This window comes from Thermodesulfovibrio sp. 3462-1 (assembly GCF_040451425.1).
Lineage (GTDB): Bacteria > Nitrospirota > Thermodesulfovibrionia > Thermodesulfovibrionales > Thermodesulfovibrionaceae > Thermodesulfovibrio > Thermodesulfovibrio obliviosus.
Genome location: NZ_CP144374.1, coordinates 872,380 through 885,990 on the forward strand (window position 1 = coordinate 872,380; position 13,611 = coordinate 885,990).

Here is a 13,611-nt window from a genome sequence, read left to right on the forward strand (position 1 = left end):
TAAGAAAATATGCTTACAATAGATGATGTAATTAAAAAGGTTTTACAGTATAGACCTCATGCAAATATTGAGCTTATTAAAAAGGCTTATATTTTTTCACGAGAAGCTCATTGTGCTCAGATAAGAAAAGAAGGAATTCCTTACATATACCATCCTCTGGCTGTGGCAGATATACTTGCTGATATGAAACTTGACTCAACCACAATTGCTGCAGGACTTCTTCATGATACTGTTGAGGATGCTGAAATGACAATTGATGATATAAAAGAAATTTTTAATCCTGATGTTGCTTTTTTAGTAGATGCTGTTACAAAGTTAAGTAAACTTCAGTTTTCTACTGTAGAGGAGGCTCAAGCAGAAAGTTTCAGGAAGATGTTCCTTGCTATGTCAAAGGATATAAGAGTTATTTTAATAAAATTTGCTGATCGATTGCATAATATGAGAACAATTGAGTTTCTTCCTGTAGAAAAACAGAAAAGAATAGCAAAGGAAACCCTTGAGATATATGCTCCCCTTGCAAACAGACTTGGAATTGGATGGATGCGCACTGAATTTGAAGATCTTTCTTTTAAGGTTCTTTATCCTGAGAAATATGAGGACCTTGTTAAAAAAGTAGCAAAAAGAAAGGAAGATCAGCAAGCATATATTGACAATGTTATAAAAATTCTTTCAGAGAAAATTAAAGCAATGAATATTCCCTTTAAGATATATGGAAGAGTAAAACACTACTTTGGAATATATCAGAAAATGATTAAACAAAAAATCTCTTTTGAGCAGGTTTATGATGTCATAGGAATAAGGATTATTACTGATACAGTGCCTCATTGTTATGATATTTTAGGTATTATTCATTCCCTGTGGACACTGATACCAGGACGATTTAAAGATTTTATAAGTCTTCCAAAATCAAATTATTATCAGTCCCTTCATACAACTGTTATAGGGCCAGGTGGAGAAAGAGTGGAATTTCAGATTAGAACAGAGGAGATGGATATAATTGCTGAAGAGGGTATCGCTGCTCACTGGAGGTATAAAGAAAGAAAGGATTTAACTGAAAGAGAAGCAAAGCTTGTCTCATGGCTCAGGGATTTAATTAAAGAGATATCTGATCCAAAAGAACTTCTTGATGCAGTAAAAGCTGAGGTTGTGCCTGATACAATCTATGTTTTCACACCAAAAGGAGATGTGAAAGAACTTCCAGTTGGTTCAACACCAGTAGATTTTGCCTATGCAATACATTCTGAAGTAGGAGCTAAATGTGCAGGCGCTAAGGTTAATGGGAGAATAGTTCCACTTAATTATCAACTTCAAAGTGGTGATGTGGTTGAAATAATAACAAGCCCCCATCAAAAACCAAGAAAAGACTGGTTACAATTTGTTGTTACTCAGAGAGCAAAAAACAGAATAAAGTATTTTCTCAGACAGGAAGAAAGACAACAGGGAATTGACATAGGCAAGCAGTTACTTGAAGCAGAGTTGCGTAAACAGGGAATTCAAACAGCGATCCTTAAAAATGAAAAAATTGAAAAAGTGCTGCAGGATTTTTCTGTTCAGTCTGTGGAAGATTTGTATCTTCTTATAGGACACGGAAAAATATCTGTTCATCAGGTTGTAAATAGATTGTCTCCTGAGATTCCACAGGAAGAATTTGTTATTGCAAAAAAAACCAGTAATAGAAAAGACCATAAACAGTTTATTTCTCTTAAAGGAGTAGATGAAGTCTTATATCACATAGCAAAGTGTTGCATGCCTGTACCAGGAGATGAAATAATAGGCTTTATTACAAGAGGAAAGGGCATTTCAGTTCACAGAAAAGATTGCATAAATGTTAAGCATATGGAGCCTGATAGATTAATAGAGGTATTCTGGACAGCTGATGACAGTTCAAAAGTTCAAACAAAAATTAGCATAGAATGCGTTGATAAACCAGGTATTCTTGCCACACTTACAGGGCTTTTGTCGACAAATCAGGTTAATATAACTCAGGTAAAAGCTAACTCCACATCTGACAAAAGAGCACTAATTGATTTTACTATTGAAGTAAAAGACAGAGCACATCTTTCAGATATTATCAATAAAATATCACAGATCAGCGAAGTTTTATCAGTGAAAAGATAGCTCCACAGCACCTTTTCTTATTACTACGGGAGGCTCAACTGTTGTATCTACAATTGTTGAAGGTATTCCAGGGAGTTTCCCTCCATCAATGATAAGATCAATAGGTGCTTCTTTGAAATACTCAATTACAGTTTCAATGCTGTCTGCTGGAGGAAAACCTGAAATATTTGCCGAAGTTGCTGTAATAGGGAATGGAGATTGTTGAATTAATTTTAATGCAAAAGACTCTCCTGGCATTCTGACTGCTATTTTTCCATCTTTTGTTATTTCTTCAGGTAGATTTTTTATTGCAGGTAAAAGCAGGGTCAAAGGACCAGGCCAGAACTTTTCAATAAGCTTTTGTGCTACAGAGGGTATAAATTCAGCAACCATCTCAAGATGTTTTAAATTTACAATCAATGGAAAGCTTTTTTCTTCTGGTCTTTTCTTGATTTCAAAAATTTTTTTTAGATTTCTTTTGCTGTTATATTTTGCTCCTATTCCGTAAAGAGTTTCAGTGGGATAGATTATTATCCCATTATTGTCAAGAATTTTAAGAACTTCTTCTATGTTTATTTCTTCAGTTCTTACGAGTTTCATTTAATTCTTCAAGTAATGCTTTAAGTTTTTTATGTTCTTCTTTTGAAATTTCTCTATCTTTAAAATATATTTTTTCGTATTCTTTGACAAATTTTTCCGCTTTCAATTTTATTTCAGAATTATCTATTTTAGAAACAAACTCTTCCAATCCTTCATATTTTTTTCTTTCAAATCCCTTTTTTTCCATTATACTAAAAAATCTGTTTAACAGGTCTCTTTTTTTGTTGAAATATTGATAGATTTTAAGAAAGCCATAAAAAATACCTGTAGCCAGTATAATTAAAAGAATTTCTCTGGTAATTTTAATCTTTGGAATCTTTATGGATTTTGCTAATTTAAACTGAGCCTTTATATCATAATCAAGAACAATATTGTTCCAGAGATAATCAATTAGATGGAAAATAACAGACTCATGAGTTCTATACATTTTCCCTGATGGATCAAATCTATGCCACTGTCCATCAATCCATGCCTCAACCCATAAATGAGCATCAGAGGCTCTTACTATGTAATATCCTCCAAATTCATTATAAGTTCCTCCTTTAAATCCTCCCACAACTCTTGATGGAATACCTTTAATTCTGAGCATTAACGCCATAGCTGTTGCAAAGTATTCGCAGTTTCCTTTTTTCTTGTTGAATAAAAAATCTTCAACAGGATTGTCACCTGTTGGAAGATCCTTCAAAGTGTATTGATAATTAGTTAAATATTTTAATATGCTTTCTGCTATTTCTTTTTTGCTTAATGCCTGCGATGTAATTTTTTGTGTGAGATTTATAATTTTTTCTGAGACAATCTCAGGAATTTCAAGATAAGCAGATGAAACAGAAGCTTCTTTTAAATGATAATTTACAAAAGATGTGGCAGAGTACTTTATTGTTTTCTCAGGTGAAAATTTCATTCTGTAAATTCCTGGATACTCAAGAGCAGCATCTGGCATGTAAATCTTTAATGGATAATCCAGCACTGGAAGATACTGTTCTGTGAGTGGTTCTAAAGTTACACTATAGTTTATTTTTTCTCCATAAATGGTAGCACTATCTTTCTCAGAAACTCTTTTATGCCATCTTTTACCATCAAAGTTATCAAATGTAATTACTCTCCAGTAAAGTTCCTGAGATAATCTTTCCATCTTTACTCTCATTATGATTGTTTTGTCTTCTTCTATATCACTTACAGAACCAAGATTTACAGTGGAAGAAAATCCTGTTTTTGTTTTGCTAAAACCTATATCCATAAGGGGAACAGGCGTCCTTGGCAGAATAATAAAAAATAATGCACTTAAAGGAACTGAGACAACGGAGATAAAGATGGCAACTTTAAAAAGATTTATAAATTTCTCAAAATTTATAAAATCTTCCTTAACTTCCTTCATGTATGTAAGAAGCAAGATGGCAAAAATTGTGAAGACAAGCATCAGAAGAACTCTTATGAGAAATATCCATGAAATATTAAAAAGTGAAGAACTTCCAAGTAAAAGCAGGGAAAGAAGGTAAATCTGTAAATACTCTCTTGAGCTTTTTTTGCTAAGAAATCTTATTGAAAGAATGAGCGTCAAAGCCTCTATTGATGGCAAAAGAATATCCTCTAATGAAAAACTTAAAAAGGGCATAATAATTAAGCCAATGGATATGAAATTAAGTAGCCATACAGGTAAAAAAATTTTTTTTATATGTAAAAATATAGAAACAATAACTATCAAGAGAAATATAAAATTCACATAAGTAGAAATGTATGAGAAGATAGCTGTAAAAGGTATCAGTGCAATTGTGATACTGAGCATAAAAATTATATTCTGAGCTTTACTTTGATTTATAAACTGCAAGAGCATAAAGCATTTTCCTTAAGTGAGAATGTCCTGTTTCTGGAGGATAAAATTCATTGTCAAGCTTTAATCCTATAGGATTTCCCATCTTTGTAAGCTCAATTAAAGCATAGGTTGTTTTACTGATTTTTTCTTCAAGGTTACCTGAAAAATCGCTTAAATTAACAACTACAGGGTTTCCTGCAGGAGGTGAAAACTCTTTTGTTTTAAGAGAAGATGTTTTAGCAGTTGCTTTCCAGTGGATGTATTTTAGGGGATCTCCATGACTGTAAGCTCTCACTCCAGTGACTTCACCTTCATATGATTTTCCTTTGGAAATAGTTGAATCTATCTTTGCTTTTCCTTCTGCAATCAAAAAGGATATATCACATTTTAAAGGATAGGGAAATACTGTAAATTCAAGGTTTACTGGAAGAGCTCTTGTTCTTCTAAAGAAATAAAAGGGAAAGTATGATGAAATTATTATTTCATTGATAGTATGTTTGCCTCTTTCAGGAAATGTTAAATTTACAATAAAAATTTTTTCTCCTTTCAGGTAAGAAATAACTGCTTCCTCATTAAAAACTTTGATTCTTAAAAGAAAAAGTCCGAAAAAATATTTATTTTTTGCTCTTATTCTGAAACTTGCAGGTCTTAAGGCAAAGATATCCTTTGGAAGCAATATGGAAAGTTCAATATTTTTTTGATTAAAAAAGGAAACAATACCACTCAAAGCCATAATACTCAAGAGAAAAGAAACTATCAAAAACAATAGATTGTTTCCTGTATTCACTGCTCCAAAGCCTATTAAAAGAGTGATTGCAATATATATCCAGCCAGTATTTGTAATTTTTACGGTGGAGTTGAAATATTTTGCAAGATTGATGATATCACCTCTTGTTTTGATGTTTCCTCTTCTCTAAGTATAACGCGATGAGGCACCACAAAGGGAATCATTTCTTTTACATCTTCGGGAATTACATAGTCTCTTCCACTAAAATATGCATAGGCTTTTGCAGTAACAGTAATTGCCAGAGCAGCTCTTGTAGAAATGCCTAAAAGAATTCGGCTATCCTGTCTTGTAGCGTGAGCAAAATCAATAATCCAGTTAATGATTTTTTCAGAGATATAAATCTGCTTTATTTCATTCTGAATTTTTATTATTTCTTCTTTTTCAATGGCAGGACTAAGTTTATATAAATTTTCTCTTGAACTTCCTTCTTTAAGAATTTGCTTTTCTGATTCCCTGTCTGGATAACCAATGCTTATTTTCATCATAAATCTGTCAAGCTGGCTTTCAGGCAGAGGAAATGTTCCATAAATTTCAATTGGATTCTGGGTTGCGATTACAAAAAATGGCTTTGGAAGTTTAAAGGTTTTTCCATCAACTGTAACCTGTTCTTCTGCCATTGCTTCAAGAAGAGCAGACTGAGTTTTTGGTGTTGCCCTGTTTATTTCGTCTACCAAAACAATGTTATTAAAAATTGGACCGGGTTTGAACTCAAAATCAGAAGTATTCTTACTGTAAATTGAAAGCCCTGTAATGTCTGTTGGAAGAAGATCATTTGTGCATTGAATTCTGCCAAAGCTTAAATTTAAAGCTTTTGACAGAGCGATAGCCAAAGAGGTTTTACCAAGTCCTGGAAAATCCTCTATAAGAAGATGCCCTTTTGAAAATATGGCAATTAAAGAAAGAATGATCGCCTTTTCTTTACCCTGAAGGCAACTTTGAAGATTTTCAACAACCTGAAGAATTTTTTGATTCTTTATTTTTCCAATCATAAAGAGGGGGATTAACCCCCTCTTTTATTTTAACCTTCCAGATAAACCTTTTCAACAGGTGGTGCTACCTGTTTTTTACGGGACATTACACCGGGGAGCCATACAGAAGGACCGCTTACTTTAACATTAAAGGCTTTTTCAATTATTGCAGAATTGCCAACATAATAAAGTTCTGTTCCTTCTTTTATAATGTCAGTTGCCATAAATATTACCATGTCATAGCCTTTGCTGTTTTTAAGCTCATTAAGATACTTAACAAATTCATCCTTGCGCTCATAAACTTCTTCAATATCAACAACTTCTGTCTGACCAATGCCAACTTTTTTACCCTTAAAGTCATAATCTTTGAAGTCAACATGAACAACATCAGCAACTGGTTTCCCTTTAATGCTTGCCTTTGCCTTTTTGAGATCAACTCCAAATTTTGTAATGTCTGAAACTCCTGCTACTTGGGCAAGCTCCTGAGCTATTTTTTTGTCTTCTTCAGTAGTTGTTGGAGATTTGAAGATAACTGTATCAGAGAGAATTGCACTTAGAAGCAATCCAGCATATGTTTTGTTTGCTTTTACTTCATTGGGAAACATTTTTGCAATAACTGTTGCTGTGCTTCCAACAGGCTCAACATGAATAAAGATTGGATCAGGATAATTAAAATTCATCTTGTGATGGTCAATGATTGCAAGTATTTTTTCTGCTCCATCAACCCTCTGACCAGGCTCATTATGATCCACTAATACAAGTGTTTTACCAGAGGCATTTTCTAAAATTTCAGGTGCAGCAACTCCAAATTGTTTTAATGCAAACTCTGTTTCTTCATTAATTGGTCCTGCTGTTGCTGGCTTGTAACCTTTAATCCCTGCATAAACAATCGCTGAACACACTGTGTCTGTGTCTGGTGCCTTATGGCCGATGACATAAATATCACTCATAGTTTTCCCCTCCTTAAAATTTTTTTAAAATTGTAAAATTTTGACAATTTCAACAGCAAAATGTCAAGAAAAAAGCCATTAAAATTTAAAATAGAATTATTAAAGATTGTCAAACAGCTCTTTTATTGTTAAACCCAAAACAGGATGAACAAAATCCGGAGCTATTTCTACCAGTGGTTTTAAGACAAAGTATCTTTTATGCATCAATGGATGAGGAATATTCAGGTTTTCACTTTCATAGATAAGATTATCGTAAAAAATGATGTCTATGTCTATGATTCTTGGACCATATTTTATTGTGCTCTTACGTCCCATTTGTTTTTCAATTTTTTTAATTAATTGAAGAAGTTCCCGAGGATCAAAATCAGTAAATGCTTCAACAGCCATGTTTGCAAAATCTGGCTGATTTTTAAATCCCCAAGGTTTTGTAATATAAATGGAAGATTTTTTATTAATAATCAACCCTGACTGTTCAAGAATGGCAATAGCCTGAAGACAGTTTTTTTCCTTTTCACCGATATTTGAGCCTATAGAAAGAAAAACTCTATGCATTAAAAATTATTTTAATGGTAAAATTAAAAAAATTCATCAAGGAGGATTTTATGCTTAAGGCAAAGGTAAAATGGGCAGGGGGATTACAGTTTGTAGGACAATCTGGCACAGGTCATGCTATTGTTATGGATGGAAGTCCAGATTATGGTGGTGAAAATACAGGGATGCGTCCAATGGAGCTATTGCTTGTTGGATTGGGAGGATGCAGTGGCATGGATATTGCTTCAATTCTTGCAAAGAAAAAGCAGGATGTAAGAGATATAGAGATAAATATTCAAGGGAAGCAGGCTGAAGAATATCCAAAAAGATTTACTGAAATAGAAATTGAATTTATCATTAAAGGGAAAAATCTTTCAGAAGAGGCTGTAAAAAGAGCTGTTCAACTGAGCATGGAAAAATACTGCTCTGTTAAGGCAACTTTAGAGCATTCGGCAAAGATAATTCATTCATACAAAATTGTTAATGTAGATTAATTTCCTCCATATTTATAATAGGCTGCACAGCTTCCTTCTGAGCTGACCATGCATGCTCCAACAGGATTCTGAGGAGTGCAGATTTTTCCAAATAAAGGACATTCAGGTGGGAGTTTAACTCCTCTCAGGACAGCTCCACATTGACATCCTTTTGGTTCCTTTGAGTTGATTGGAGGAATATCAAAAACTTTTTCAGCATCTCTATGTGAATACTCTTTCTTAAGTTTAAGACCACTCTTAGGAATTACTCCAATGCCTCGCCAGTTGCTATCAAATGGTTCAAAATACATGTTTATAAATTCAATTGCCTTTGGATTACCTTCCGGTTTTACAGCATCTTTATACTGTATCTCTATTCTTGGGTCATCTTCTAAAATTTGTTTCAGTAACATAGTTATTGCCTGCAAAATATCATCGGCATCAAATCCTGTGATTACGCAAGCTTTTTTGTATTTTGATACAATAAATTCATATGGTTTACTCCCAATTATTGTGCTTACATGACCCGGGAGAATAAACCCATCAAGTTTGAGTTCCTTTGTATTTACCAGAACTTCAAGTGCTGGTGGAACTAATTTATGAACTGAATAAATGTAAAAATTGTCAATTTTTTTGTCTTCTGCAACGGCAACTGTAGCTGCTATAAGAGGTGAGGTTGTTTCAAATCCTACTGCAAAAAATACTATTTTTTTATCTTTATTTTCCTGAGCAATTTTTAATGCATCCAATGGGGAGTAAACCATTCGAACATCAGCTCCTTCAGCTTTTGCTTTATAAAGAGAGCCATCGCTTCCCGGCACCCTCATCATATCTCCAAAGGTTGTAAGAATCACATTGGGCTGTTTTGCGATGTAAAGCATTCTGTCAATGTCTTGTATTGGAGTTACGCAAACAGGACATCCAGGACCACTCAGCAGTTTTATATTTGAAGGGATCAAACTTCTTATGCCATGTCTGAATATTGATACTGTATGAGTTCCACAGACTTCCATTAGATTTATCTGTCTTTGGATTTTTTTTGATAGTTTTTCAATTGTTTCAATAAATTCTTTCAATTTATTCCTCCTTCAAATATTTTATCAGTTAGAGTTTTAACTCCATCAAAGCCTTGCAATTTAAAAATTTCCAGTATTTGTTTATGATTATTCTTCCATCTGTTAAACTCTATATTTCTTATTTCTTCAATTTTCTGCCAGTCCTCTGAGATGAGTGCTTGTTGTATCTGCAAAAAAACATTGTTAAGTATCTTCTTTTGATAAGCACCTTGCGTAAGTATGTATAAACTGAGAAGCTCTTTATTTCTTTCAAGAGAGGCTTTATGCACAGGTCCTTTTTCTGAGAAATCAGCAACAAAGTCTAAAATTCCTCTTAAGATATGTTCTGTTTTTGAATTATCACATTTTTTTATCATTTCATTCCAGCAAGAGGAATTCAATTCCTGTTCTGCTATTTCGTGATAAAGGACTATTTTTGAATATGTATCAATAATCTTTTGAAATTCCTTAGAAGAAATTTGATATTCATGGAAAATTCCAGATTTTAAGAGAAATTCATGACTGTTTTTCCCCCTCCAGCTCTGCAAATTTTCCCATAACCTGTATTTTATATCTGTTAATCTTATGAAAACTGTATGACCAACACTCATCCCTGGCGAGGAAAAGATATCTCTTACAATTTCTTTTTCAATGAAATAAACATCATACCCCTCAACTTTTTCAAATCTGTGAATTAAGCCAATAAAAAAGCTCGGTTTCATAAATAAGGCAAAACCAGCTCCGTAAACAAAGCCATTGTTTACAATAATGCTGTTTATTTCTTCAATATCGAAGGGTGAATAAAATTTACCATTAATTTGAACTGGAATTAAAGAGGCATTTTCAAGCTTTTTCCAGACTGCTTCTTTTCTTTCAATCCACGGAAGTATCTCATCATTGCTTATCCTATCCCATGGTTCAAGTCCTCTTTCAATTTTGAAAAGCTCTCTAAGACGAAGTAGTAGTGTGCAGATTGAAAAATAACCCCAGTAATTGGCATCTGACACATCGCAATTAAAACTTACTGTTTTTAAAAAATCTGGATTTAACATAGTTTTATCATACCATATTGGAAGGTTTTTCTTGAATTAATGAGTTACGGTATTTTAAGATACATTTATGGTAAAAATTCTGGAAAAAATTTTTGGAACAAAGAATGAAAGAGAACTTAAAAGATATTTCAAAATCGTTGAGGAAATCAATGCAATTGAGCCTGAAATTTCCAAGCTTTCCGATGAAGCATTAAAAGCTAAAACTGAAGAATTTAAAGAAAGACTTTCAAAAGGTGAATCCCTTGATGATCTCTTAAGAGAAGCCTTTGCAGTAGTCAGGGAAGTTGCAAAAAGAACTCTTGGAATGCGCCATTTTGATGTTCAGCTTGTGGGTGGAATTGTGCTTCACGAGGGCAAAATTGCAGAAATGAAAACAGGAGAAGGTAAAACCCTTGTTGCAACTCTGGCTGCATATTTAAATGCGCTGGAAGGCAAAGGTGTTCATGTTGTGACAGTTAATGATTATCTTGCAAGAAGAGATGTTCAGTGGATGGGGCCAATTTATAATTTTTTAGGGCTTAGTGTTGGTGTAATTCAGCCTGATGCCTCATTTGTTTATGATCCCACTTACAGAGTTGCTGATAAACGCTTTGACAGGCTTCGCCCTTGCAGTAAAAAACAAGCCTATGCTGCAGACATTACCTATGGAACAAATAATGAATTCGGTTTTGACTATCTCAGAGACAATATGGTTTACAATGTTGATGAACTCTGTCAGAGAGAGCTTAACTATGCAATTGTTGATGAAGTTGACAGTATTCTCATAGATGAAGCAAGAACACCTCTTATTATTTCAGGCCCTTCAGAAGAATCAACGGATATTTACTACGCTGTAAATAGAATTATCAAATACCTGAAACCTGATGAAGACTTCAAACTTGATGAAAAGCTAAAGACAGTGGTTCTTACAGAGCAGGGTTCTCGTAAATCGGAAAAACTACTTGGAATAGACAATCTCTATGATCCTTCTAATATTCAGATAGTGCATCATATTAATCAGGCTATAAGAGCTCATTACTTTTTTAAAAAAGATGTTGACTATGTTGTAAAAGATGGAAAAGTTATTATTGTTGATGAATTTACAGGAAGACTTCTTCCAGGAAGACGCTGGTCTGATGGGCTTCATCAGGCTATTGAGGCAAAGGAAGGATTAAAAATAGAGGCGGAAAATCAAACACTTGCTACAATAACCTTTCAGAATTACTTTAGAATGTATAAAAAACTTGCCGGAATGACAGGAACAGCCGACACAGAAGCAGCTGAGTTTGCAGAGATATACAATCTTGAAGTTGTCGTAATTCCTACCCATAAACCTATGATAAGAATTGATTATCCAGATTCAGTCTATAAAACTGAAAAAGCAAAATACGAAGCAGTTGTAAGAGAAATTGAAGAATGTTATAAAACAGGAAGACCTGTGCTGGTTGGAACAACATCAATAGAAAAGTCTGAACTACTCAGTAGAATGCTTAAGAAAAAGGGAATTCCCCACAATGTTTTAAATGCCAAGTATCATGATAAAGAAGCTGAAATTGTTGCCCAGGCTGGAAGAATTGGTGCTGTAACAATTGCAACAAACATGGCAGGCAGAGGAACGGATATACTTCTTGGTGGAAATCCTGAATTTCTGGCGAGGGAAATGCTTAATGGAAAAAACTACACTGAAGAAGAATTCACAGAGGCTTTAAAAAAAGCCAAGGAAATTTGCGAAAAAGAGCACGAAAAAGTTGTCTCACTTGGTGGTCTTCATATAATTGGTACAGAAAGACATGAATCCCGCAGAATTGACAATCAGCTAAGAGGTAGGGCAGGAAGACAGGGTGATCCTGGTTCTTCCCGTTTTTATCTTTCTCTTGAAGATGAACTTCTGAGGCTTTTTGGTGGAGAAAGACTTCAGAATCTTATGCATTTTTTGAAAATTGAAGATGACACTCCAATAGAAAACAAAATGGTTTCAAAGGCAATTGAAAATGCTCAGAAAAGAGTGGAAGCCCACAACTTTGATATAAGAAAACATCTGCTTAAATATGACGATGTTATGAACAGTCAGAGAAAAGAGATTTATTCTTTCAGAAAAGAAGTTCTTGAAAGTGAATCATTGAAAGATAAAGTTTTTGAACTTCTTGAAATGGAAATTGATGAATTGGTTGATTTTTATTTATCTGAGCAAGATGAAGGGATTGAGAAACTTAAGGAGCAGATAAATGTAAGATTCGATATTGATGTTGATTTAAGCAATAAATCAAAAGAGGAAATAAAACAGTATCTCAATGAAAAACTTAAGGAAGCCTATGAGCAAAAGGAGTCAAAGGTTGGAACTCAATTGATGCGTGATGTGGAAAAGATGATTTTCCTTCATGTTATTGATACAAAGTGGAAGGATCATCTTCTTGCAATAGACCATATTAAAGAAGGGATTGGACTTAGAGGATATGCTCAAAAGGATCCTCTTGTAGAATATAAAAAAGAAGCTTTTGAACTTTTTGAGGAGATGTCACGAAATATAATATCAGACATTCTTACAAGACTGTTTAAAATTCAGGTAAGGGAGGAATCTCAAGTTAAAGTTCAAAAGACACAAAAGATTCAAAGAAGCGGTGGAGATGGCGCGAATAGGCCAGTTGAAAAACCTAAAAAAATAGGACGGAACGATCCCTGTCCATGCGGTAGCGGCAAAAAATATAAAAAATGCTGCGGTAAAAATGCTTGATGAGGAACTGTATAAAATTTTGAGGAAAAATTTATCTGATATTGAAATTTTTATCAAAGAAATAAAAAATTTTATAGCAGCTTACAGGAATATTATTCATTAATTTCAACAGGTTTATCCCGCTGAGAATCAACAATACATAGGAATCCAAAAGGCTCCTTAAAAGGATTAATTAGCTGATGTATCTCATTAGGTGCTATGTAGAGTATATCAAGATATTTTAAAATGTAATTTTTTTTACCAAGACGCACTTTCCCTTTTCCCTTTAGACATATAACAACATGGGAATGTTTATGATACTCAAGAGAGGAGCATCCACCAGGGGCTATTTCAAAATATCTAAGCTCAAATTTAATTGAATCAGATTTTATTAAAGGAAATCTTTCAATAGAAATCCAGTTTCCCTTTTTATCTTTATATGGAAGGCTTTTTATTCCCTGCCATGCTCCATTTTTAAATCTAATTATTTTACTTTTTTTTATTTTTTTTACTGAAGGCAGTTCACAAAGATATTTTTGTTGCTTTTTTTTCTTATCCATGTTATATTTATATCCGTTATATATAATTATAGTCCAAAT

The 13,611-nt window shown here is 33.6% G+C and carries 12 protein-coding genes; 3 read left to right on the forward strand and 9 right to left on the reverse strand.

Features of this window, described 5'->3' with window-relative positions:
* Nucleotides 1-9: 9 nt before the first annotated feature.
* Entirely contained in the window at nt 10-2,118 is a 2,109-nt protein-coding gene (locus V4D31_RS04465; RefSeq protein ID WP_353687039.1) for a bifunctional (p)ppGpp synthetase/guanosine-3',5'-bis(diphosphate) 3'-pyrophosphohydrolase, read from the forward strand.
* On the opposite strand, the gene V4D31_RS04470 is transcribed toward V4D31_RS04465, so the two are convergent.
* The 6 genes from V4D31_RS04470 to folK all read right to left on the reverse strand — a co-directional run bounded on the left by V4D31_RS04470 (nt 2,104) and on the right by folK (nt 7,764).
* A complete protein-coding gene (locus V4D31_RS04470) occupies nt 2,104-2,697 on the reverse strand; it encodes an L-threonylcarbamoyladenylate synthase (protein WP_353687040.1) in 594 nt (197 codons plus the stop codon). The genes V4D31_RS04465 and V4D31_RS04470 overlap by 15 nt on opposite strands.
* On the reverse strand, nt 2,678-4,528 hold the full coding sequence (locus tag V4D31_RS04475) for a DUF3488 and transglutaminase-like domain-containing protein (RefSeq protein ID WP_353687041.1): 1,851 nt from the start codon (nt 4,526-4,528) through the stop codon (nt 2,678-2,680). The genes V4D31_RS04470 and V4D31_RS04475 overlap by 20 nt, the downstream gene beginning before the upstream one ends.
* Nucleotides 4,500-5,240, reverse strand: a complete 741-nt coding sequence (locus V4D31_RS04480) for a DUF58 domain-containing protein (RefSeq protein ID WP_353687042.1) — start codon at nt 5,238-5,240, stop codon at nt 4,500-4,502. Before V4D31_RS04480 ends, V4D31_RS04475 begins: the two co-directional genes overlap by 29 nt.
* Nucleotides 5,241-5,353: 113 nt before the next feature.
* Nucleotides 5,354-6,283, reverse strand: a complete 930-nt coding sequence (locus V4D31_RS04485) for a MoxR family ATPase (RefSeq protein WP_353687043.1) — start codon at nt 6,281-6,283, stop codon at nt 5,354-5,356.
* A gap of 29 nt (nt 6,284-6,312) precedes the next feature.
* Nucleotides 6,313-7,212, reverse strand: a complete 900-nt coding sequence (locus V4D31_RS04490) for a manganese-dependent inorganic pyrophosphatase (protein ID WP_353687044.1) — start codon at nt 7,210-7,212, stop codon at nt 6,313-6,315.
* Nucleotides 7,213-7,311: 99 nt separating this feature from the next.
* Entirely contained in the window at nt 7,312-7,764 is a 453-nt protein-coding gene (gene folK, locus V4D31_RS04495) for a 2-amino-4-hydroxy-6-hydroxymethyldihydropteridine diphosphokinase (protein WP_353687045.1), read from the reverse strand.
* A 50-nt stretch (nt 7,765-7,814) separates the two neighbouring features.
* Here folK and V4D31_RS04500 point away from each other — a divergent pair, with 50 nt between their 5' ends.
* On the forward strand, nt 7,815-8,237 hold the full coding sequence (locus V4D31_RS04500; protein WP_353687046.1) for an OsmC family protein: 423 nt from the start codon (nt 7,815-7,817) through the stop codon (nt 8,235-8,237).
* Here the strand turns inward: V4D31_RS04500 and hypD are convergent.
* Both hypD and V4D31_RS04510 read right to left on the reverse strand, forming a co-directional pair.
* Nucleotides 8,234-9,292 (reverse strand): hydrogenase formation protein HypD, encoded by a 1,059-nt coding sequence (gene hypD / locus V4D31_RS04505; protein ID WP_353687047.1) that lies wholly within the window; start codon nt 9,290-9,292, stop codon nt 8,234-8,236. The genes V4D31_RS04500 and hypD overlap by 4 nt on opposite strands.
* Complete coding sequence (locus V4D31_RS04510; protein WP_353687048.1) at nt 9,289-10,323, reverse strand: Sfum_1244 family protein; 1,035 nt, start codon at nt 10,321-10,323, stop codon at nt 9,289-9,291. Before V4D31_RS04510 ends, hypD begins: the two co-directional genes overlap by 4 nt.
* Before the next feature lie 67 nt (nt 10,324-10,390).
* Between V4D31_RS04510 and secA the strand changes: the two genes are divergently transcribed.
* The gene (secA, locus tag V4D31_RS04515) at nt 10,391-13,033 is read left to right on the forward strand and encodes a preprotein translocase subunit SecA (protein ID WP_353687049.1); all 2,643 of its coding nucleotides are present in this window, start codon (nt 10,391-10,393) and stop codon (nt 13,031-13,033) included.
* 92 nt (nt 13,034-13,125) lie between these two features.
* Here the strand turns inward: secA and V4D31_RS04520 are convergent, their stop codons facing one another.
* The gene (locus tag V4D31_RS04520; RefSeq protein WP_353687050.1) at nt 13,126-13,572 is read right to left on the reverse strand and encodes a cupin domain-containing protein; all 447 of its coding nucleotides are present in this window, start codon (nt 13,570-13,572) and stop codon (nt 13,126-13,128) included.
* Between the last annotated feature and the right edge of the window lie 39 nt (nt 13,573-13,611).